Consider the following 21,494-nt stretch of genomic DNA (forward strand, 5'->3'; position numbering starts at 1 on the left):
ATGCGGCTGACCGTCGAGGACATCGGCAAGAGCTTTCCGGGCGTCACCGCGCTCGACGGCGTCTCCTTCGAAATCCGGCCGGGCGAAATCCACGCCCTGATGGGCGAGAACGGCGCCGGCAAGTCGACGCTGATCAAGATCATCACCGGCCTCTACCGGCCGGACCGTGGCCGGCTGCTCGTCGACGGCGTGCCCGCCGACTTCCACTCGCCGCGCGACGCGATCGCCGCCGGCATCAGCGCGGTGCATCAGGAGCGCAACCTCATCCCGCGCTTCACGGTCGGCGAGAACATCCTGCTCGAGCGCCTGCCGCGCCGGCACGGCCTCGTCGATTACGGTCGGGTGCACCGCGAGGCGCGCCGCTTCCTCGACATGATCGACCCCTCGATCGACACCCGCACCGAGGTGCGCCGGCTGTCGGTCGCGCAGATGCAGATCGTCGAGATCGCCAAGGCCCTGTCGCTCGAGGCGGGCGTTCTCCTCCTCGACGAGCCGACCGCCTCGATCACCGGCCATGAGGCCGACGCGCTCTTCGCCGTGCTTCGCCGGCTGAAGGCGGAAGGCAAGGCGATCGTCTTCGTGAGCCACAAGCTCGAGGAAGTCACCGCGATCTCCGACCGCGTCACCGTGCTGCGCGACGGCAAGGTGGCGGCGGCCGGCGAGCCGATCGCCTCGATGAGCCGGGGCCGCATCGTCTCGGCGATGATCGGCCGCGAGGAGCGCGTCGCCGAGATCGGCGAGCGCGACCTCCGCGACCGGACGGCCGTGCTCGAGGCGCGCGGCGTCGCGACCGCGCTCGGCCATCGCGACATCGGCTTCACGCTCCGCAAGGGCGAGATCCTCGGCCTCTACGGCCTCGTCGGTGCGGGCCGCACCGAGCTCGCCCGCGCCCTGATCGGCGACGTGCGGATCACCGCGGGCGAGGTGCGGGTGAACGGCCGGCCGGTGGCGATCGCGAGCGTGCCGGAGGCGATCCGCCGGCACCGGATCGGCTACATCTCCGAGGACCGCAAGGCCGAGGGGCTGATCCTCGCCCATCCCGTCCGGTCCAATGTCGCGATCACCGTCTGGCGGCGCATCGCCTCGGCGCTCGGCCTCGTCGGCCGCGGCGCGGAGCGGCGGATCGTCGAGCCGCTGGTGCGCAAGCTCGACCTGAAGACCCCTTCGATCGAGCAGGGCGTCGGCAAGCTCTCCGGCGGCAACCAGCAGAAGGTCTCGATCGCCAAATGGCTCGCCGCCGGCGTCGAGATCCTGATCATCGACGAGCCGACGGTCGGCATCGACATCAAGACGAAGACCGCGATCCACGAGCTGATCGCCGAGATCACCCGCGACGGCGTCTCGGTCCTGCTGATCTCGAGCGACATGCCGGAAATGATCACGCTCGCCGACCGCATCCTCGTGATGCGCGACTTCGCCCTCGTCGGCGAGATCGAGAACAGCCGGCGCTACGAGCCGATGAGCCGGCGGATCATGAGCTTCATCCATCAGGGCGCCGAGGGCGCCGCAGAGAACGAGCCCAACGGGCCGGAGGCCGCGCATGGCTAGGATCGATCGTGTCGAAGTCCTGATGGTCGACCTGAAGCCGAAGGTCAAACGGGTCGACGCGATCCAGTCCTTCGTCAGCCAGGAGACCCCGTTCGTGCGCATCTTCGCCGACGACGGTTCGGTCGGCACCGGCTACACCTTCACGATCGGCACGGGCGGCCACTCGATCGTCGAGCTGATCGTGCGCCATCTGGCGCCGCAGCTGATCGGCCGCGATCCGGCCTTCATCGAGGAGATCTGGCGCGACCTGCTCTTCCATACCCATGCGACGGCGGTCGGCGCGATCACCTCGCTCGCGCTCTGCGCGATCGATACGGCGCTCTGGGATCTGCGCTGCCGGGTCGCGGGGCGTCCGCTCCATGTCGAAGCGGGCGGCGCGAAGTCGTCGGCCCGGCTCTACACGACCGAGGGCGGCTGGCTGCAGATCGAGACGCCGGCGCTCGTCGAGGACGCGCTGAAGGCGAAGGAGGCGGGCTTCGGCGGCTCGAAGATGAAGGTCGGCCGGCCGATCCATCAGGATGTCGCCCGCCTGCAGGCGGTCCGCGAGGCGGTCGGCCCGGATTTCGAGATCATGATCGACGCCAACCAGGCCTTCACCGTCGACGAGGCGATCCGCCGGGCCCGCCATTACGAGCCCTTCGACGTCGCCTGGTACGAGGAGCCGCTGCCGGCGGAGGACCTCGGCGGCCACATCCGCCTCTCGGCGGCGACGACGCTTCCTGTCGCGGTCGGCGAATCGATCTACAGCGTCTCCCATTTCCGGGAGTACCTGCAGCGCGAGGCATGCTCCATCGTCCAGGCGGACGTGGCACGAATCGGCGGTATCACACCGTGGCTCAAGGCAGCCCATCTCGCCGAGGCGTTCAACGTGCCGATCTGCCCGCATTTCCTGATGGAGCTGCATGTCGGCCTCGTCTGCGCGGTTCCGAACGGCCGCTGGGTCGAGTATATCCCGCAGCTCGATATCCTCACCGAGAAGGGGCTCCGGATCGAGAACGGCCGGGCGGTCGCCTCCGACGAGCCGGGCCTCGGCATCGCCTGGAACTTCGAGGCGATCGAGCGGATGCGGGTGGACGGCCGGACGCATGTGATCGGCCGAAACTGACGGGGAGCGAGGCGGCGCCATGACGCTCGCGGCGGACGGCGCCGGCAAGGATGGGGACGGGCTTCCGCTCTACGAGCTGATCTACCGCGTTCTCCGCCGTCATCTCGCCGATGGCGCGTTGCCGAAGGGCCTCGTCATCGGCGAGGCGGCGGTTGCCCGCGCCTTCCGCTCGAGCCGCATCCCCGCCGCCGCGGCGCTGCGCCGTCTGCGCGACGAGGGGCTTCTGACGAGTTTCGAGGGCCGCGGCCTGATCGTCGAGGGCGGCGAAGAGCCGCTCAGGATCGACCTCGCCGAGGCCGGACTCGTCCTTCCCGAGACGCTCGGCGGCGAACCGAAGGCCCGCAACCGCCGCGTCCGCATCTATCCGGAGGTCGAGCACATCGTCGCCTCCTGCCTGCCCTATGGCCGTTTCCAGCTGAACGGCAGCCTGCTCGCCGATCATTACGGCGTCAGCCGCACCGTCGCGCACGAGGTGCTGACCCGGCTCGAACGCGCCGGACTGATCGTCCAGGACCGCAATCAACGCTGGTATGCCGGGCCGCTGACGCCGGAGCTGATGCAGGAGCATTTCGAGCTGCGCTGGCTGCTCGAGCCGGTCGCGCTGACCCAGGCGCCGGACATCGACCGGGTCGATCTCGAGGCGAAGCGGGCGCGGCTCGTCAAGCTCCAGACGGGCAAGCGCACCGTCGCGGCGATCGAGCGGCTGGAGGAGGACCTGCACGTCGACACCGTGCTGCGCTGCCGCAACCGGCAGCTCCGCCAGGCGATCCGCCGCAGCCAGCTGCCGCTGATCGCGACGCATCACACCTTCGAGCGGCACCTGCACACGGAGGAGGTGGACCTGATGCTCGCCGAGCATCGCGAGGTGTTCGATCGCCTGATCGCCGCGGATCTGCCCGGCGCCACCGCGGCGCTCGAACGCCATCTGCGCCGGTCCTTCACCTCGAACGTCGCGCTCCTCGCCGCCCTCGGCCCGCTGCCCGAGCGCCACCGCGTGCCGTTCCTGATCGAGGTCGGCTGAGCTCGCGTCTCCCGGGCGTGTCGCCGTCCGTCAAGGCGATGCGCCGGACCGTCGTCGATCCGGCTGCGCCCGTGGACGAGTACGCAGCGTCTCCCGAAGCCGCGGCTACGATGGAGGGTCGCGATGCGTGGCCGGTCTCAGCTCGGAACGCGGACCGGACGCAGCAGGAATTGCGGGACGTGGTCGCCGAGGCCGACCGGGGTCGGGCCGTCGTGATCGTCGCGCCGGCCACGGCCACGGCGCTGGTCGCCCTGCGGGGCGTCGTTGCGGGGGCGCTGCACGGAGGGGCTCGCCGTCCCCTGCGTGACGGGGCCGGAGCGCGGCGCGGAGGAGGGGATGGCGGTTTCGGCCGTTCCGGCGGGCTCCGCCTCGCGCGGCGCACGGCGGCGTTCGGCCTCCTGGCGCGGCTTCGTCTCGCGGGCCTTCGCCTCCGACGGCTTCGCCTCGGGCGACCTGCCTTCTGAAGACCTCGCCTCGCGGGATTTGTCACTCCGGCGGCCGCGACCGCGGGCGGGACGCTCGTCCTCGGCCGTATCGCCGGAACCGGTCGAGACACCGGGCTCGAGCCAGCTCACATTGTCGCCGGTCAGCTTCTTGATGGCGTCGACATATTTCGTCTCGGCCGGGGTGACGAGCGTCACCGAGGTGCCGGAGCGACCCGCGCGGCCGGTGCGGCCGATCCGGTGGACATAGTCGTCGGCGTGGGTCGGCACGTCGTAATTGTAGACGTGGCTGACATCCGGAATATCGAGGCCGCGCGCCGCGACGTCGCTCGCCACGAGCAAGGTCAGCCGGTTGTTCTTGAAGGCGTCGAGCGTCGCCATGCGCGCCCGCTGGTCCATGTCGCCGTGCAGCGCGCCGACCGAGAAACCGTGCCGCTCGAGCGAGCGGGCGACCACCGCGACGTCGCGCTTGCGGTTGCAGAAGATGATCGCGTTCTTCAGATCGACGGCGCCGCGGATCAGGTCGCGCAGCGTCGCCCGCTTGTCGGCGCTCTCGCGGCCGCAGGTGATGAAATGCTGCGCCACCGTCTTCGCCGTCGTCGCCGGACGGGCCACCTCGACACGGACCGGATTGGTCAGGAAAGCGTCGGCGAGGCGAGTGATCTCCGGCGGCATGGTCGCGGAGAAGAAAAGGGTCTGCCGCGTGAAGGGCAGCATCTTGCAGATCCGCTCGATGTCCGGGATGAAGCCCATATCGAGCATACGGTCGGCCTCGTCGATCACGAGGATCTCGACGCCGGTCAGCATCAGCTTGCCGCGCTCGAAGAGATCGATCAGCCGGCCGGGCGTCGCGATCAAGACGTCGACACCGCGATCGAGCTTCTTCTCCTGATCGCCGAAAGAGACGCCGCCGATGATCAGCGCGACGCTCAGCTTGTGGTTCTGGCCATAGCGGACGAAGTTCTCCTCGACCTGCGCGGCGAGTTCGCGCGTCGGCTCGAGGATCAGGGTGCGGGGCATGCGGGCGCGGGCGCGGCCCTGTTCGAGCCGCGTCAGCATCGGCAGCACGAAGGAGGCCGTCTTGCCGGTGCCGGTCTGGGCGATACCCAGTACGTCACGGCCCTCGAGCACATGGGGGATCGCGCCGGCCTGGATCGGCGTCGGGGTGGTGTAGCCGCTCGTCGTAACGGCAGCCAACACTTTGGGGCTCAGTCCGAGCTGGTCGAAATTCATGTCTTAGAAGAAAGGACCTTTGGTCCGGGTCTGGACGAGGCGCGAGCGCTATCGCCTTCGGTCATCGATGAGCTGCAATATGGGAATTACTGGCCTCTTGTCAATTCGCCGCACAGGAAATCGGCTCGGCGCAGCCATTTTTTCGCGGCTGCGGCAAAGGTGAGACGGCGTATCGGGCCGGATTGAACGGCCGGCCCGCGTGCTGCTCGCGTCTCAGTTGCTGGCGGGGCCGAAGGTGTATGTGCCGTCGGTGTTGAGGAAAAGTTCGTAGGTATCGGAGCCGTTGCCGCTCGAATCGGCCAGTTCGACGAAGATCGACAGGCCGTTGTCGTCCGGCTCGGCGACATAATCGTCGATGTCGCGCTTCATGGTCTCGAGCTCCTTGATCTCGACGGAGCGCTGGACCACCTCGGCGCCGTCCGGACCTTTGCCGATCCACTGCACGAAGAGACGGGCGACCGGGGGCTCGGCGGTGCTCCGGGCGATGACGACGCGATAGCTGCCGGTGCCGCCGCCCGGAACGTCGAAGCTGCCGACGACGCGGACGTCCTCGACGGCGGTCGGCATCGCCCCGACGCCGTCGGCGAGCGGATCGGCCGCGACCGGGGCCGCATGGAGCGCGAGGAGGAGCGGAAGGGCGAAGAGGAGGCGGGTCTGCATATCGTCTGATCTCCCGGACGAGGGCGGCGGAGAGGCTAACCGAACTCGGGCGGTGGCGGAACCGCCCCCGCCGCCGCAGCGTTCATGGCGCCGAGGGGAGTTGCTCCGAAGGAGTGAGCCATGAGCAGAATGCTCGGTCTGATACTCGCCGCCGCCGTCGTAATTCCGCTCGGGACCGCAGAGGCCGCGCCCGTCGCGTCCCCCGCGGTGCCCGAAGCGGGCGTGATCAAGGTGGCCGACGGTTGCGGCCGGTTCTGGCACCGCAATCCGTGGGGTCGCTGTGTCCCCAATCGCGGCTACCGCGAACATCGGCGCCCGCCGGCGGTCTATTTCGGCTTCGGCCCGCGCTGGGAACGCGAGGACCGCTGGGATCGGCGCGATCATCACCGCCGCCATCGCGACTGGGACTGAGCGTCCGGCGCTGCGCATGCCGGCCCTGCGGGGCCGGCATGCCGGAGGCATCGCCGCTGCCGCGCGGCCGGCTCAGATGTCGAGCTCGGTCGCGAAGGCGGCGTTTTCCTGGATGAAGCGGAAGCGCTCCTCCGGCTTGTTGCCCATCAGCTGCTCGACCGTCTCGCGCGTCAGCGTAACTTCATCCTCGACGATGCCGACCCGCAGCAGGGTGCGATGGGCCGGATCCATCGTTGTCTCCTTCAACTGCGCCGGCATCATCTCGCCGAGGCCCTTGAAGCGGCCGACCTCCACCTTGCCGCGCCCCTTGAAGACGGTCGCGAGCAGTTCCTCGCGATGCGCATCGTCCCGCGCGTAGAGCGTCTTGCCGCCCTGCGTCAGCCGGTAGAGCGGGGGCACGGCGAGATAGAGATGGCCGCCACGGATCAGCTCCGGCATCTCCCGGTAGAAGAAGGTGATCAGCAGCGAGGCGATATGCGCGCCGTCGACATCGGCGTCGGTCATCACGATCACCTTGTCGTAGCGCAGATCCTCCTCGCGATAACTCTTTCCGGTGCCGACCCCGAGCGCCTGGATGAGATCGGCGAGCTGCTGGTTGGCGGCGAGCTTGTCGCGGCCGGCGCTCGCCACGTTGAGGATCTTGCCGCGCAGCGGCAGCACCGCCTGATTGGCGCGGCTGCGCGCCTGCTTGGCGGAGCCGCCCGCGGAATCGCCCTCGACGATGAAGATCTCGCTCCCCTGAGCAGCCGTCTGGCTGCAATCGGCGAGCTTGCCCGGCAGCCGGAGCTTGCGCACCGCGGTCTTGCGGGCGACGTCCTTCTCCTGGCGGCGGCGCAGCCGCTCGTCGGCCCGCTCGAGTACCCAGTCGAGCAGGCGTGTCGCCTCGGCGGGCGATGCGGCGAGCCAATGGTCGAACGGGTCGCCGACCGCCTTCTCGACCAGACGCGCCGCCTCGGCGGTCGAGAGCTTGTCCTTGGTCTGGCCGACGAATTCCGGCTCGCGCACGAAGACGGAGAGGAGGGCGGCGCAGGAGGTCATCACGTCGTCGGAGGTGATGATCGAGGCGCGCTTGTTGCCGGACAGTTCGGCATAGGTCTTGAGGCCGCGCAGGAGCGCCATGCGCAGGCCCTGTTCGTGCGTGCCGCCCTCCGGCGTCGGAATGGTGTTGCAATAGGAGCGGACGAAGCCGTCGCCGGGATACCAGGCGACCGCCCACTCGACCGCGCCATGGCCGCTCGCCTTCTCGGTGCGGCCGGCGAACATGGCGTTCGTCACCTGGCGCTCGCCGGTCAGCTCGACGGCGAGCGAGTCCTTGAGGCCGCCGGGAAAATGGAAGACCGCGGTGGTCGGCGTATCCGTGCCGGCGACGAGCTCGGCGGCACAGGTCCAGCGGATCTCGACGCCGCCGAACAGATAGGCCTTGGAGCGCGCCATCTTGAAGAGGCGCTCCGGCTTGAAGCGGGCGCCCTTGCCAAAGATCTGCTCGTCGGGCCGGAAACGGGTCCGCGTGCCGCGGCGGTTGTGCACCTCGCCGAGCGCCTCCAGGCCGGTCACCGGAGCGCCGCGCGAAAAGCGCTGCCGCCACAGCTTCTTGCCACGCGCCACCTCGACTTCGAGCGTTTCGGAGAGCGCGTTGACGACGGAGACGCCGACGCCGTGCAGGCCGCCCGAGGTCTCGTAGACCTTCGAGTCGAACTTGCCGCCGGAATGCAGCGTCGTCATGATCACTTCGAGCGCCGACTTGTCCTGGAACTTCGGGTGCGGATCGACCGGGATGCCACGGCCGTTGTCGGTGACGGTGAGGAAACCGTCGGCCTCGAGTTCGACACCGATAAACGTGGCATGGCCGGCGACCGCTTCATCCATCGAATTGTCGATCACCTCGGCGAAGAGATGATGCAGCGCCTTCTCGTCCGTGCCGCCGATATACATGCCAGGCCGGCGGCGGACGGGCTCGAGCCCTTCGAGCACCTCGATGTCGGCGGCGGAATAGCTCTCGGCGACCGGAGCCGGCGTCTTGGCGCGCTGGCGCGCCTCCTCGCGCCGCGCGGCGGCCTTGTCGGCGATCGATCGGATATCGGCGGCGGCGCCGGTCGCGGCGCCGAAGAGGTCGTCGGTTTCGGCCATGTCGTCCTGACGCTGTGGCGGCGCCGGCGGCGGAGATCCGACCCGGACCGGCGCGCGGCCCTGGCTTTCCTGAGAGCGGCTGCCCGTGCTTCGTATCGCCTTTGTTCACGGCCGCCGCAAGCGGAAATCCGCGGCCGTCCACCGCTTTCGGCGGCCTGCCGGAGCTGGCAGGAAAGGAGAGTCCCCCGATGATCGGCCATATCGACCATTTCGTGCTCACCGTGCGCTCCGTCGAAGCGAGCTGCGCCTTCGACGGCCGGGTGCTCGGCTTCCGGCGGGTCGATGCGCCCGGCCGGCCCAGCGCGCTCGCCTTCGGGCATCAGAAGATCAACCTGCACGAGGTGGGTCGCACCTTCGAGCCGAAAGCCGCGGCGCCGACGCCCGGCAGCGGCGATTTCTGCCTGATCGCGGCGGTGCCCATCGAGACCGTGCGCGACCGCCTGCTGGCCGAGGGCGTCCCGATCGAGCTCGGTCCCGTCGAGCGGGAAGGGGCGCAAGGTCCGATGACCTCGCTCTATTTCCGCGATCCGGACGGCAATCTCGTCGAGGTCGGCTCCTACCGAAGATGATCCGAGAGGGAACCGCGGCGGTGACTCGCGGAGTCTGTGTCGACCCCGCAACAGGTCCGATGAGTCCTGTTCCATGACTCGCGCATCGGCCCCATTCGCCGCCTTTCAGCCATAAATAGAAACGAGCGTCGCCGGCGTTGGGGGCGGATGGAAGCGCAGCGACAAGCCGGCGAATGTGCACCGGACGGACGGCCTCTGGCCGCGCCGCCGAAGCCTTTGCCGTAGCCGGACGGGCGCCTCGGATTCGCCGGAAACCAATCCTATCTCCCGCCGGACCGTGGATGCACGGCGGCGGTGGGCCTAGGCGGAAGTCACGCGTGGGAGAGACGACGGCGGGGGCCGTCGGCGGCGACCGCGCTACTCAGAAACGGCGTACCATGCGGATCGGTGTTGCGTTCGGTGTCAAGGCGATGATGGGGCTGCTGGCGGCCGGGCTGTGCTCGGTGGCGGCCTTCGCCTTCGACGCCAAGCACATGGACGAGAATTTCTCGCCCGGCGAGGCGTTCCGCTTCGGCTTCAACGCCTACAAGCAGGGCGACAAGTCGACCGCGGTCGAAGCGCTCACCTATGCCGCCGACAAGGGCCATGCCATTGCGCAGTGGAAACTCGGCCGGATGTATGCCGAGGGTGACGGTCTGAAGAAGGACGACGCCAAGGCCTTCAAGCTGTTCAGCGAGATCGTCAATGTGCATGCCGAGGACAATCCCAACGCGCCCTCGGCCCGTTTCGTCTCGAATGCCTTCGTCGAGCTCGGCGGCTATTACCGCAACGGCATTCCCGGCTCCGACATGGCGCCCGATCTCGGCCGTGCCCGCAGCATGTATGCCTATGCCGCCTCCTATTTCGGCGACCCCGACGCGCAGCTCGCGCTCGCCCGCATGTATTATGACGGCGAGGGTGTCGACCGCGACCCGCTGCAGGCGGCGCGCTGGGCGAAGCTCGCCGCCGACAAGGGCAATGTCGGGGCGCAGGCGCTGCTCGGCCACATGCTCTTCGAGGGGGAGGGGATCGAGCGCCAGCCGGTGCTCGGGCTGATGTTCCTGTCGCTCGCCCGCGATCGCGCGCCCGGCCAGGACTGGATCCTGCGCATGCACGAGCAGGCCTTCTCGGTCGCCGACGAGACCGAGCGCCGTACCGCCCTGGCGCTCGCCGAAAAATGGGAAACCAAGAACGCGCCGACGCAATAAGCCGCACCCCCCGGCGGCCCGGGCGCGTCCCTATCCTGTTGGCAGTCTTCGTTTTCCCGACCCGCATCGCTTGCGGCGCGCCGCCGACTCCGAAAAGATGAAGAGAATCTGAACGACCGGCGGTCGGCGCCCGGCGGAGACGCGATGTGAAGAGACGGTTCGGGACGGCCGACGGGGTGCACGGCCGTTGCCGCCTCGGGGGAGGCCGCGCGCAGTGATGCCCTGGCGACAGTGGCTCCGGTCCGGAACGGTGATCGTCACGCTCCTGACGCTCGTCGCGCTGTTGGCGACGCTGCGCGGCATCGAGAGCGATCTGGCGCGCCGGGTCGACGGGGCGCTGGTCGTCGACGGCCAGGGCTGGGCGACGGCCGAGGTGAGCGGCCGCGTCGTCACGGTGATGGGCACGGCGCCGACCGTGCTGGCGCAGCGGCTGGCGCAGGAATCGGCGCAGCGTGTCTGGGGCGTCGCCGAGGCGATCGACGGCACCGGCCTGATCCCACTCGAACGCCCCTATAGCTGGCGGGCGACGCGCGGCCAGACCGAGCTGCGCATCGGCGGCTTCGCGCCTTCCGAGGAGGCGCGCCGGTCGATCCTCGCCGCGGCCGCGCTGCGCCTGCCCGATGTCGCGCTGATCGACGAGATGAAGCTCGCCCGCGGCCAGCCATCGGGCTTTCTCGTGCTCGTCGACTACACGTTCCGCCGTCTCGCCGAGCTGTCCGAGGGGACGGTGACGCTCACCGACACGCGGCTTTCGGTCGACGGCACGGCAGCGGACGAGGCCGCCTATGCGGAGATTCAGACCGCGCTCGCCGGACCGCTGCCCTCCGAGGCGACGTTGACGGGCCTGCGCATCCTGCCGCCCCACGCCGACAGCTTCCGTTGGGAGGCGCGCTACGACGGAAAGGCGGTGACGATCGACGGTTTCGCCCCGTCGGAACCGGCACGCGCGGAGATCGCCGCTGCGGCCCGGCAGGCGCTGCCCGGCGCGACGCTCGCCGACACGACCCGGCTCGCCTCGGGCGCACCGGTCGGCTTCACTTCCGCCGCCGCATTCGCGCTCTACCAGCTCGCTTATCTCACCTCCGGCTCGGTGGTGATCGACAATGGTACGCTCGCCGTGAAGGGCACCGCCCGCTCGGTCGACGCCTATGAGGCGGCGATCGCCGAGATCGAGGCGCGGCGCGACCGCCGGCTGTCCGGCGTGCTGATCGACAGCGCCGACATCCTGCCGGCCTCCGTCGACCCCTATGTCTGGAGGGCCGAGCGGAACGGCGACAGCGCGACGGTGACCGGCTATGTGCCGAGCGAGGCGGCGCGCGACGAGATCACCCGCGCGCTCGCGGCGCGGTTGCCGGGCGTGCGGATCGAGAACCGGATGCGCGTCGCGGAGGGCGATCCGCGCATGGACTGGATCGGCGCGCTGAAATTCGCCATCGAGCAGCTCTCCCGCCTCGCCAAGGGGTCGGTCTCGCTGTCGGGTCCGAGCTATGAGATCACCGGCGAGGCGGCGAGCGCGGCGGCCTATACCGCGCTCGTCGAGCGGCTGAAGACGACGCTGCCGGCGAGCATGACGCTGCGGCGGCAGTCGATCGCGCCGGCGGCGATAGCACCCTTCGTGTTCTCCGCCGCGCAGAGCGGCGACACGCTGCTGCTCGGCGGCTATGTGCCGACCGACGAGACGGCGCAGGCGATCGTTGCCGCGGCACGGCCGAAATTCGGCAATGTGACGATCGAGATGCGGCTGCTGCTCGCCGGTGGCGCGCCGGACGGTTTCGTCACCGCGGTGACCGCCGGGCTTCAGGCGCTGTCCCGGCTCGAGGGCGGCACGTTCGATCTGACCGACCGCAAGCTGACGCTGACCGGCGCCGTCCATGGTGCCTCCGGCCGGGCTTCGATCGAGAGCGCGCTCGCGGAAGCGCTGCCCGAGGGCTTCGAACCGACCCTTTCGCTGACCGAGGTCGAGGACGGCCCGATGATGAGCGCGGAGGAGTGCCAGACGGCGCTGCGGGGCGAGGCGGCCAAGGGCCGGATCGATTTCGGGGACAATGACGACCGGCTGCAGCTGGACGCCTTCGGCCTGCTCGACCGCATCGCGGCGGTTGCGCGCCGGTGTCCGGGCGCGACGATCGAGGTCGGCGGGCACACCGATTCCGGCGGCGGCCGCAGCCGGAACCAGGCGCTCAGCGAGCGGCGGGCCCAGGCGGTGGTCGATTACCTCGTGGCCGCGGGCGTGCGGCCGGAGCGTCTCGCGGCGGTCGGTTACGGGGAGAGCCGGCCGATCGCCTCCAATTCAAACGCCGCCGGCCGAATCCAGAACCGCCGCATCGAATTCAACGTGGTGGGGCAGTAGCGCGCCATGACTTATGTCCTCGCCTTCTACTGGCCCTATATGGCGGTCGCCCTCGGCCTGGGCGTCGTCATCGGCTGGTGGACCGAGGGCCGGCGCGAGATCGGCGAACCGCCGAAGAGCGGGGAGGGCGGGTCATGATTCGCCACGCCGCCGAACTCTGGCTCGGCTTCGCGCTCGTCTTCCTGACCGGCTGTCTGATCGGCAGTCTGATCGAGCGGACCATCGCCCAGACCCGCGCCGGCCGGCTGCAGCGGCGCTGCGTGCTGGGCTTGCTGCGGATCGGCCGCGGCATTCTGTGGCGGCTCTTCCCCTGGCGCGGGCAGGCGCCGGAGGTGCCGGTCTCCGTGGCGATCCCGGCGCCCGCCTATGGCACAGCGGTCAACCAGATCGGCGGGCTGGTGCCGCACGACCTGCCGCCGGGGCCGCCGTCCGACGAAGAGGAGGAGGGCGAGCCCGGCGTCGGGCCGCCGCGGCGGCCTTCGGCCGCGACGGAACGGCGACGTGCCGAGTCGCTCGCCCGCGCCGAAGCCTCGGGCGGCCATCGGCCGATGGCGCTCGCAGCGCCCCGCGGTGGCAAGGCGGATGCCTTGATCGCCATCGACGGGGTGAGCCGCAGGGAGGCCCGCTGGCTCGGCGAGATCGGCATCTATCATTATGGCCAGATCGCCGCCTGGACGCCCGTCGAGCTGACCTGGGTCGCCGCCTATCTCGGCCGCACCGAGCCGGTCGACGAACTCGCCTGGGTCGCCTCGGCGACCGCGCTCGCGACCGGTGCATCGCCCCCGAAGCGGCGCCCGAAACCACGGCCGGCGGGCGGCGATGCGAGGGAGATCGTAGAGCCGCTCAACACCGAGGATGCCCCGGCTGTCGCGCCCGACGACGGCCCCGCGGAGGCCCGAGCCATCGATGCAACGCCGGCGGCGATGGTGCCGCTGCAGACGACGGACGGGTCGGCAGCCGTCGGTCCGCCGCCCGAACGAGGGGCGTCCGTCGCGCCGCCGCCGCCGGCGGCGGAGCCGGCCGAAGCCGCCGCGCCGGCCGACACGGACGATGCCGGACTCGAACCGCGCGTGCCCGCCGCGATCCCGGCCGCCGCCGAGCCCGATGAGGCGGCGGTCCCGCCGGCCGCGGCTCCGATCGAGGCCGCCACCGCGCATGCGGAGCCGCCGGCGATCGGGACGCTGCCGCCTGCAGAGAGTGAGGCGCTGCCGCCCGCAGAGAGCGGAGCGGCCGAGCCCGAGGCGGCGGCGGGCGATACCGACCTGGGCGTCGGTGACGACGCGCCATCCGAATCCGGCGGCGCCGGCGATGCATCGGGCGAGGCGGCTGCGGCGCTTTTCGAGACCGCGCCGCCCGAGGGGGCGACAAGGAACGATCCGCCGGCGCAGCGGAGTGTGGCCCTCGCGGTTCCTCCCGCTTCCGAGCGGCCGGACGAAGCGGAGGAAGCGCCCGTGCGCGCGGCCTCGGCCGGCGACATCCCGGCCGAAGAGGCGCAGGCGACGGACGGCCGCGTGGCCGGAACGGCCGGCGATGCCGCGGAAAAACCAGAAGGGGAGAGCGCGCCGCTGTCGTCAGGCGACGGTGCGCTCGTCCAGCCGGAGGAGAAAACCCGCGATCGTCGTGACGAGAGCGCCCCGTAGCATCGGCGGGTGGCCTTCACCGGGCGCCACCGCAACCTCGAGGCCCGGATGCGCCGTGGCCATTGCCTCGACCGTCTCGGCGGTCAGGAGATCGCTCGTGCCGCCGCGGATGACGAGGGTGGGGACGGCCGCGAGCGCCGCGAAGGCTGCCGACAGGTCGAGCGGCGCGGTGTCTTCGGCCACGCCGTCGAGGGTGCTGGCGAGCGCGGGATCGTAATCCGGCTCCGGCCGGCCGTCGACGTCGCGGAAGGTCAGGCGGGCGAGGGCGGCCCAGTCCTCCGCGCCATAGGCCGGAAACTGCGCGCCGTGCAGCGCCGCGAGCGCCCGCGCGGCCTCCGCCCAATCGGACGGCGCGGCGCCGCGCCCGACATAGGACTTGATCCGCATCAACCCCGCGGTCTCGATCCGGCTGCCGATGTCGACGAGCACCGCGCCGGCAATGATGTCGGGGCGGACCGCCGCCATCAGCATGGCGAGGATGCCGCCGCGCGACGTGCCGACCACCGCGACGCGCGTGAGGCCGCGGGCGGCGAGGCCGGCGAGCGCGTCGGCGAGTTCGACGCCGGGCTGATAGCGGCTCGGATCGGGGTCGCGTTCGGAAGCGCCACGGCCGCGTGAATCGAGGGCGAGCACCCGCCGCGGCCGCATCGGATCGGTCGCGAGCGCGGTCGCGAGGACCTCGAAATCGCGCACCGTGCGGGTCAGGCCGGGCAGGCAGAGGACCGGGACGCCGCCGCCCTCGCGCGGGCCGTAATCACGCCCCGCGAGCGTCAGCCCGTCCGCCGAGCGCCAGCCGAAGGCCTCGTATCCGGCCGCCTCGTCGCGGCGGGCCTCAGGGGGCGCGGGCGGGCTCAGGCTGGACCCCCGCGGCGCAGGTCGCGCTCGATCTTCAGCGCCGGCTCGCCGAGCCGGGCGCGGTAGACCTGCAGGTTCTCCATGCAGCGCATCACGTAGTTGCGCGTCTCGGTATAGGGGATGCGTTCGATCCAATCGACTACGTCGACGCCCGGGTCGCGCGGATCGCCATAGTCCGCGACCCATTTCAGCACCCGGCTGCGGCCCGCATTATAGGCCGCGAAGGTCATGATGTAGGAGCCGTTGAAGCCGTCGAAGAGATCGCCGAGATGGGCCGCCCCGAGCGTCGCGTTATAGGCCGGGTCGCTCGTCAGCCGCTTCTCCGAATAGGGCAGGCCGGCCGCCTTCGCCGTGATCCGCGCCGTCGCCGGCATCAGCTGAAGGAGGCCGCGCGCGCCGGCCCGGCTGACCGCGCCTGGGTTGAAGCCGCTCTCCTGGCGGGCGATCGCATAGACGACCGAGCGTTCGACCCCGGCGGTCTTCGCCGATTTGGGGATGGCGGCGACCGGATAGGCGAGGGCGTCGACGGGGAGGCCGCGCCCCTGCGCCTTCTTGCCGATCGCCAGCGCGGTCTGGTGATCGCCCTCCTTCTCCGCCATGTCGGCGAGGATGGCGATCTCGACGGGCTCGGAGAGCGTGTCGGCGAGATGGTTGAGGAACTGGCGGGCGAGCCGGTCGGCGCCCGCGGCCTCGAGGAGCCGGTGGGCGCGCACCAGGTCGCGCGCCTCGAAGCGCGCGAGTGCGGCCTTGTCGATGCGCGGCGCACGCGGAATCGAGAGTTCGCGAATGCCGAGCCGGGCGGTGGCGAGCTGGCCGTAATAGGTGGTCGGGTAGGCGGCGGCGCGGCGATACTGGCGCTCCGCCTCGCCCTTGTCGCCCGCCGCTTCCGCGGTTCGGGCGAGCCAGTATTCGGCGCGCGCCTGGCTGATCGGCATCGAGGAGATGCGCTGGATCTCCTCGAAGTGCCGCCGCGCCGTCTTCGCGTCGCCGATGAAGCGGAGCGCATACCAGCCGGCGTGGAACTCGGCCTCGGCGCGCTCGGCCGACGACTCGGCGGAATGCGCGGCGGCGAGCCGGTAGGCGGTGCGCGGGTCACCGAGATCGAGCAGTTCGCGCGACAGCACGCGGCGTTCGACCCACCAGGCGTCCGGGTCGACGAGCGATGCCGCGTCGCGCGGTGCCTCGAGCATCATCTTCGTCGCGTCGCGGTATTTCTCGGCGCGGCGGAGCTGCTGCACCTGCGCGAAGAGATAGCCGGGATCGCGCTTCATCTTCGCCGGCAGGGCGGCGAGCAGCGCGTCGGCGTTCTTCTGCCGGCGGATCACCGCGGCCCAGGCCTGGGCGAGGGCGCGGGTGTCCTTGTCGAGAAACTGCGCCACCTGCAGCGCCGCCTCGGCATTGCCGCGATAGAAGAACATCGCCATCCGGGCCTTGTGGTCGGCCGGGGTGAGGAGGTTCGCGAATTCCTTGGTGACGGTGAGCTGGAGCGCGGGCGAGAGCTCCTCGCTGCGCCATTTCGGCCGGATCACCGCGGCGGCGTCCTTCGCCCGGCCGGCGGCGAGATAGGCCCGCACGAGCAGCGCGACGCCCTCGTCGGAGGAGGGCGGGCTGCCGCGGAACGCGTCGATGATGCGGGCCGGCTGCTCGTTGCTGCGCGCGAGCGCCTGTTCGGCGCGCCGCCGCAGCATCGCCTGGCCCGGCCAATGGGCGAGTTCGAGCGACACCGCGGTGATCTGCTCGACCGGAACGTCCGGGCTGCCGCTCTGCGCGACGAGCCACTCGACGATGTTGCGGGCGACCGGGTCCGGCATCAGCCGGGCGACGGCGAGCGCCTTGCCGACATTGCCGTCGTCGATCAGGGCGAGCGCGGCCTTGAGGCCGACATTGCTCGGCGACAGGCTCTCGAGAAGCCCCGACGCGGCGGCGCCGGCGGCCGAGGCCTGGACCGGGCGGACGAGGGCGGGCTTCGCGACCGGGATGACGGCACCGGTGATGTCGCCGGCATCGGCGACGCGGACCGGATTGGGCCGGGGCATCGGCGCGGAGGCGAACGCCGCCTCGCCGGCGACCAGGAGGGCGAGCACGCTCGCGAGCGACCGCCCGGCGACCGCGCGCCGCCGCATGCTCCTCATCCGTTCTACCGTCATGCGCACCTCACTCTTCCGCCGCGACCGATCGAGATGCCCCTTCCCGGCCGAATCAGGATCATGGCCCGTCTGCCCGCCGGCCGTAAGGCTAAGGCAACGTGGTGAACGAAGTTTTGACGTGACGACCGAATGCGCCGCATCCTTGCCCTGTTTCCGAGCACGCTTTATGGTCCCCGCCCCATGAGCCGAGGCGGCATGCGCGAACAATGCGCCCGCAGTTCGGCCACAAGACGGCAAGGGCGGAAACCATGCTAGAGGGTTCGATCACGGCGCTCGTCACGCCGATGCGCGAGGGAACCGTCGACGAGGCGGCCTTTCGCGAATTCGTCGACTGGCAGATCACCGAGGGCAGCCACGGCCTGGTGCCGGTCGGCACCACGGGCGAGAGCCCGACGCTCTCGCACGAGGAGCACAAGCGCGTCGTCGAAATCTGCATCGAGGTCGCGAACGGCCGGGTGCCGGTGATCGCCGGGGCGGGGTCCAACAACACCACGGAGGCGATCGATCTCGCCCGCCATGCCGAGGAGGCCGGCGCCGACGCCGTGCTCGTCGTCACGCCCTATTACAACAAGCCGAACCAGGAAGGGCTCTACCAGCACTTCAAGGCGATCAACGATGCGATCGGCATTCCGATCGTGATCTACAACATTCCGCCGCGTTCGGTGATCGACATGTCGGTCGAGACGATGGCGCGGCTGTTCGAACTGAAGAACATCGTCGGCGTCAAGGACGCGACCGGCAAGATCGAGCGGGTGAGCCAGCAGCGGCTGGCGATGGGTCCGGATTTCGTCCAGCTCTCCGGCGAGGACGCGACCGCGCTCGCCTTCAACGCCCATGGCGGCCGCGGCTGCATCTCCGTCACCGCGAATGTCGCGCCGAAGCTCTGCTCGGAATTCCAGGAGGCGATGCTCGCTGGGGATTACGCGAAGGCGCTCGGCTATCAGGACCGCCTGATGCCGCTCCACCAGGCCCTGTTCATCGAGCCGAACCCGACCGGCGTGAAGTATGCGCTGTCGGTGCTCGGCAAGATGGAGGCAACCGTGCGCCTGCCGCTCGTCGGCATTACCGAGCCCACCCAGGCCGCCATCCGCAAGGCGATGGTGCATGCCGGGCTGACCAATTGAGGGTTCTTCCGTGACCACCGCCAAAGGCGGCGACCCGCGCTTCCGCCTCGCCGCCGACAACCGTCGCGCCCGCTACAATTTCGAGATCGGCCAGACCTTCGAGGCGGGCATCGCGCTCACCGGCACGGAGATCAAGTCGCTGCGCGGCGGCCGTTCGAACATCCAGGATTCCTATGCCGCCGAGCACAATGGCGAGCTCTTCCTCTACAACGCCTACATCCCGGAATATCTTCAGGCGAACCGCTTCAATCACGAGACGCGGCGGCCGCGAAAGCTCCTGTTGCACAAGCGGGAGATCAACCGGCTGACCGGCGCGGTGCAGCGCGAGGGCATGACGATCGTGCCGCTGAAGATCTATTTCAACGATCGCGGCCGGGCGAAGGTCGAGATCGGCCTCGCGCGCGGCAAGCAGCTGCACGACAAGCGCGCCGCCGAGCGCGACCGCGACTGGGGCCGCGAAAAGGCCCGCCTGCTCCGCGACAAAGGCTGAGGCTCGACCGACACACCGGGCGGCCCGGGACGACGTAGAACGGGGGGCGCTCCGTGTCCGGCGGGCGGCCGACCGGCGATCGGCCCTACAACCCCTCGATCGGGATGCCGGCAGGCTGCGGCGCGGGGGAGCGGCGGCCGGCGAGGTCGAGGAGGGTGGGGACGATGTCCTCGGCCCGTTCGACGACCACGAAGCCGACCTCGAAGCCGGGCCGGATGAAGCCTTCCCGGTCCATGTGGCGCAGCAGCGCGACGAGCGGATCCCAGAACCCCTCGATATTGGCGATCAGCACCGGCTTGTCGTGCCGGCCGAGCTGCGCCCAGGTCATCATCTCGACCAGTTCCTCGAGCGTGCCGATGCCGCCGGGAAGGGCGACGAAGGCATCCGCCCGCTCGAACATCTCCTGTTTGCGCTGATGCATGTTCTCGGTGACGAGAAGCTCGTGCGCCGCGTCGAGCATGATCTCGCGCTGCTTCAGGAATTCCGGGATGATGCCGGTGACCCGGCCGCCGGCCTCCATGACATGGCGGGCGACCAGGCCCATCAGCCCGATCGATCCGCCGCCATAGACGAGGCGAAGGCCCGCATCCGCCATGGCACGACCAAGGACCGCGGCCGCCTCGGCATAGGCGGGGTGGGCTCCGGCGGCGGAACCGCAATAGACGCAGATGGAGGAGAGCGCTGTCATACCGTCTTCCTCGCACCGCAGCATGAGGCCGTCAAGGATCGCGGCGCGGTGCGGGAAGTCGCAGAATTACGCCATCCTCGCGGCTTGTGGCATGCCGGAATCCGCGTATAACTGCCTTGGGGGCGCCGGATTTCGTTGAGTTCGGGGGGCGGTTCGCCGGCGAAGCCGATCCGCCGTGACAATCTGTGCAGGGACGCCGGATCGGAACGCAATGGCTGAGCAGAACAGGAACTCCGGTCCGCTGGCGACCATCGTGCTGATCGTCGTTCTGGCGCTCGCCGGCTGGTTCGGCTTCGTCTACGAGATCCCGAAGAAGGCGGCGGAACCGGCCGGGACGACCGCGGAGAGCGCGCCGGCCGCGGAGACCCCGGCGGCCGATTTGTCGGAGACGGCACCGGGCTCCGCCTCGTCCGACGCCGCAGCCCAGCCCGACGGCGCCGCGCCGGCTGCGGCCGAGGCCGCGCCGGGCGGGACGGAAGCAAGCGGGGGCGGAGCGACGGCTTCGTCCGGCGCCGCTTCGGACGCGACCGCGGAAGCGCTCCAAACGGCGACCCAGACATCGCCGGCCGATGCCGAATCGGCGCCGGCACCTGAACCGTCGAGCCAGGCGGCGGCCACGGCGCCCTCGAACGCGCCGGGCGGCGACGGGACGCCCGCGAGCGAGACCTCGACGCTTGCCGGTCCGACCTTCGACGTCGTCCGCGTCGAGCCGTCGGGCGAGACCGTCGCTGCGGGCCTCGCCGAGCCGAAGGCGACCGTCGAACTGCTCGACGGCGCCCAGCCGATCGCCAGGACCGAGGCGAACGAGCGCGGCGAATGGACCGTGCTGCTCGACAAGCCGCTCGCGCCCGGCACGCACGATCTCGGCATCCGCACCATTTCGCCCGACGGGCGCACCGAGTCGCTGTCGGAGCAGCGGGTCGCCGTCGATGTGCCCGAAAAGGCCGGAGAGCAACCGCTCGTTGTCCTGAACACGCCGGAAGAGCCGAGCCGCGTGCTGCAGGCGCCCGAGCCGGTGACGGAGACGGGGGGCGCGGAGACGGCGCAGGCTCCGACCGATGCCGCCGCCTCTTCCGCCGCCGGTGGCGCCGAGGCCGAGCCCGCCGCTCCGTCGTCCTCGAACGGAACAGACACCGCTGCAGACACGGGTGCTCCGGCCGATTTCCTGCCCCAGACTGCCGCCGGCGAGCCGCCGGCCCCTTCTGCAGACACCGAGGCCGCACCCGCGGCGGAGGCGCCCTCCGCCATCGCTGCGGACGGCGAGACCCCGGCCGCCCCGGTCGACACGCCTGCGCCCGCGGCTATCGCGAGCGAGCCGAAGGTCGCGGTCGAGGCCGTCGAGATCGAGAACGGCCGCCTCTATGTCGCCGGCTCGGCCTCGGGTCCCGAGACGGTGCGGGTCTATGTCGACGATCAGCCGGTGGGCGAGGCGAAGCCGGACGAGAACGGCCGCTGGATCCTCGAGGCGAACCGCGATCTCGATCCCGGCCAGCACGCGGTGCGCGCCGATCAGGTCGGCGCCGACGGCCAGGTGATCGTGCGGGCGGAGGTCGATTTCCTGCGCGAGCCGGACACGGTGGCGCTGGCGCCGGTCGTCGTCTCGCCCGGCGCCGCAGGCGGCGGCGCGGCGGGCGCAACCGTCGACGTGGCGATGCCGCAGACGCAGACCGTCATCATCCGCCGGGGCGACAATCTCTGGCGGATCGCCCGCCGCCTCTATGGCCGCGGCATCCGCTACACCACGATCTATTCGGCCAATGACGATCAGATCCGAAGCCCGCACCGGATCTATCCCGGACAGGTCTTCGTCGTGCCGGCGGGCGATCTGCGCTGGACGAACTGATCCGCCGTCCTTATCTGCGGGCGAGACACGGGCGCGGCTTCGCGGGGCGGTGA

At 70.5% G+C, this 21,494-nt stretch carries 18 protein-coding genes; 12 read left to right on the plus strand and 6 right to left on the minus strand.

What is annotated here, in order from left to right:
• The 3 genes from GGQ63_RS01115 to GGQ63_RS01125 are packed head-to-tail and all read left to right on the plus strand — an operon-like array spanning window position 1 to window position 3,674.
• Entirely contained in the window at window positions 1–1,548 is a 1,548-nt protein-coding gene (locus GGQ63_RS01115) for a sugar ABC transporter ATP-binding protein (protein WP_183851753.1), read from the plus strand.
• A complete protein-coding gene (locus tag GGQ63_RS01120; protein ID WP_183851754.1) occupies window positions 1,541–2,653 on the plus strand; it encodes a mandelate racemase/muconate lactonizing enzyme family protein in 1,113 nt (370 codons plus the stop codon). Before GGQ63_RS01115 ends, GGQ63_RS01120 begins: the two co-directional genes overlap by 8 nt.
• 19 nt (window positions 2,654–2,672) lie before the next feature.
• The gene (locus GGQ63_RS01125; RefSeq protein ID WP_183851755.1) at window positions 2,673–3,674 is read left to right on the plus strand and encodes a GntR family transcriptional regulator; all 1,002 of its coding nucleotides are present in this window, start codon (window positions 2,673–2,675) and stop codon (window positions 3,672–3,674) included.
• 137 nt (window positions 3,675–3,811) lie between these two features.
• On the opposite strand, the gene GGQ63_RS01130 is transcribed toward GGQ63_RS01125, so the two are convergent.
• Window positions 3,812–5,350: a DEAD/DEAH box helicase gene (locus GGQ63_RS01130; protein WP_183851756.1), complete on the minus strand. Its 1,539-nt coding sequence runs from the start codon at window positions 5,348–5,350 to the stop codon at window positions 3,812–3,814.
• Between the two features lie 213 nt (window positions 5,351–5,563).
• On the minus strand, window positions 5,564–6,010 hold the full coding sequence (locus GGQ63_RS01135; protein WP_183851757.1) for a hypothetical protein: 447 nt from the start codon (window positions 6,008–6,010) through the stop codon (window positions 5,564–5,566).
• Between the two features lie 120 nt (window positions 6,011–6,130).
• Between GGQ63_RS01135 and GGQ63_RS01140 the strand changes: the two genes are divergently transcribed.
• Window positions 6,131–6,421: a GCG_CRPN prefix-to-repeats domain-containing protein gene (locus GGQ63_RS01140; RefSeq protein ID WP_183851758.1), complete on the plus strand. Its 291-nt coding sequence runs from the start codon at window positions 6,131–6,133 to the stop codon at window positions 6,419–6,421.
• 72 nt (window positions 6,422–6,493) lie between these two features.
• On the opposite strand, the gene parE is transcribed toward GGQ63_RS01140, so the two are convergent.
• Window positions 6,494–8,548 carry a DNA topoisomerase IV subunit B gene (gene parE, locus GGQ63_RS01145; RefSeq protein WP_183851759.1) on the minus strand — a complete coding sequence of 685 codons (2,055 nt, stop codon included), beginning with the start codon at window positions 8,546–8,548 and terminating at the stop codon, window positions 6,494–6,496.
• Window positions 8,549–8,736: 188 nt separating this feature from the next.
• Here parE and GGQ63_RS01150 point away from each other — a divergent pair, with 188 nt between their 5' ends.
• The 5 genes from GGQ63_RS01150 to GGQ63_RS01165 all read left to right on the plus strand — a co-directional run bounded on the left by GGQ63_RS01150 (window position 8,737) and on the right by GGQ63_RS01165 (window position 14,294).
• Window positions 8,737–9,117: a VOC family protein gene (locus tag GGQ63_RS01150; protein WP_183851760.1), complete on the plus strand. Its 381-nt coding sequence runs from the start codon at window positions 8,737–8,739 to the stop codon at window positions 9,115–9,117.
• A 377-nt stretch (window positions 9,118–9,494) separates the two neighbouring features.
• On the plus strand, window positions 9,495–10,304 hold the full coding sequence (locus GGQ63_RS01155; protein ID WP_183851761.1) for a tetratricopeptide repeat protein: 810 nt from the start codon (window positions 9,495–9,497) through the stop codon (window positions 10,302–10,304).
• A 217-nt stretch (window positions 10,305–10,521) separates the two neighbouring features.
• Complete coding sequence (locus tag GGQ63_RS01160; protein WP_183851762.1) at window positions 10,522–12,654, plus strand: OmpA family protein; 2,133 nt, start codon at window positions 10,522–10,524, stop codon at window positions 12,652–12,654.
• Window positions 12,655–12,660: 6 nt separating this feature from the next.
• Window positions 12,661–12,792 (plus strand): hypothetical protein, encoded by a 132-nt coding sequence (locus GGQ63_RS22175; RefSeq protein ID WP_281380082.1) that lies wholly within the window; start codon window positions 12,661–12,663, stop codon window positions 12,790–12,792.
• Complete coding sequence (locus tag GGQ63_RS01165) at window positions 12,789–14,294, plus strand: hypothetical protein (RefSeq protein WP_183851763.1); 1,506 nt, start codon at window positions 12,789–12,791, stop codon at window positions 14,292–14,294. The genes GGQ63_RS22175 and GGQ63_RS01165 overlap by 4 nt, the downstream gene beginning before the upstream one ends.
• Here GGQ63_RS01165 and GGQ63_RS01170 read toward each other — a convergent pair.
• Both GGQ63_RS01170 and GGQ63_RS01175 read right to left on the minus strand, forming a co-directional pair.
• Window positions 14,226–15,236, minus strand: a complete 1,011-nt coding sequence (locus tag GGQ63_RS01170; RefSeq protein WP_246429587.1) for an alpha/beta fold hydrolase — start codon at window positions 15,234–15,236, stop codon at window positions 14,226–14,228. The genes GGQ63_RS01165 and GGQ63_RS01170 overlap by 69 nt on opposite strands.
• Entirely contained in the window at window positions 15,146–17,272 is a 2,127-nt protein-coding gene (locus tag GGQ63_RS01175; protein WP_183851765.1) for a lytic transglycosylase domain-containing protein, read from the minus strand. Before GGQ63_RS01175 ends, GGQ63_RS01170 begins: the two co-directional genes overlap by 91 nt.
• 272 nt (window positions 17,273–17,544) lie before the next feature.
• Between GGQ63_RS01175 and dapA the strand changes: the two genes are divergently transcribed.
• Both dapA and smpB read left to right on the plus strand, forming a co-directional pair.
• Window positions 17,545–18,420, plus strand: coding sequence for a 4-hydroxy-tetrahydrodipicolinate synthase (dapA, locus tag GGQ63_RS01180; RefSeq protein ID WP_183851766.1), 876 nt, complete (start codon window positions 17,545–17,547; stop codon window positions 18,418–18,420).
• Window positions 18,421–18,430: 10 nt separating this feature from the next.
• A complete protein-coding gene (gene smpB / locus GGQ63_RS01185) occupies window positions 18,431–18,910 on the plus strand; it encodes an SsrA-binding protein SmpB (protein WP_183851767.1) in 480 nt (159 codons plus the stop codon).
• An 85-nt stretch (window positions 18,911–18,995) separates the two neighbouring features.
• Here the strand turns inward: smpB and GGQ63_RS01190 are convergent, their stop codons facing one another.
• A complete protein-coding gene (locus GGQ63_RS01190) occupies window positions 18,996–19,598 on the minus strand; it encodes an LOG family protein (protein ID WP_183851768.1) in 603 nt (200 codons plus the stop codon).
• A gap of 211 nt (window positions 19,599–19,809) precedes the next feature.
• Between GGQ63_RS01190 and GGQ63_RS21835 the strand changes: the two genes are divergently transcribed.
• Window positions 19,810–21,441, plus strand: coding sequence for a LysM peptidoglycan-binding domain-containing protein (locus GGQ63_RS21835; protein ID WP_210308341.1), 1,632 nt, complete (start codon window positions 19,810–19,812; stop codon window positions 21,439–21,441).
• The last annotated feature ends 53 nt before the right edge of the window (window positions 21,442–21,494 follow it).

The sequence above is a fragment of the Prosthecomicrobium pneumaticum genome (assembly GCF_014199915.1).
GTDB lineage: Bacteria > Pseudomonadota > Alphaproteobacteria > Rhizobiales > Kaistiaceae > Prosthecomicrobium > Prosthecomicrobium pneumaticum.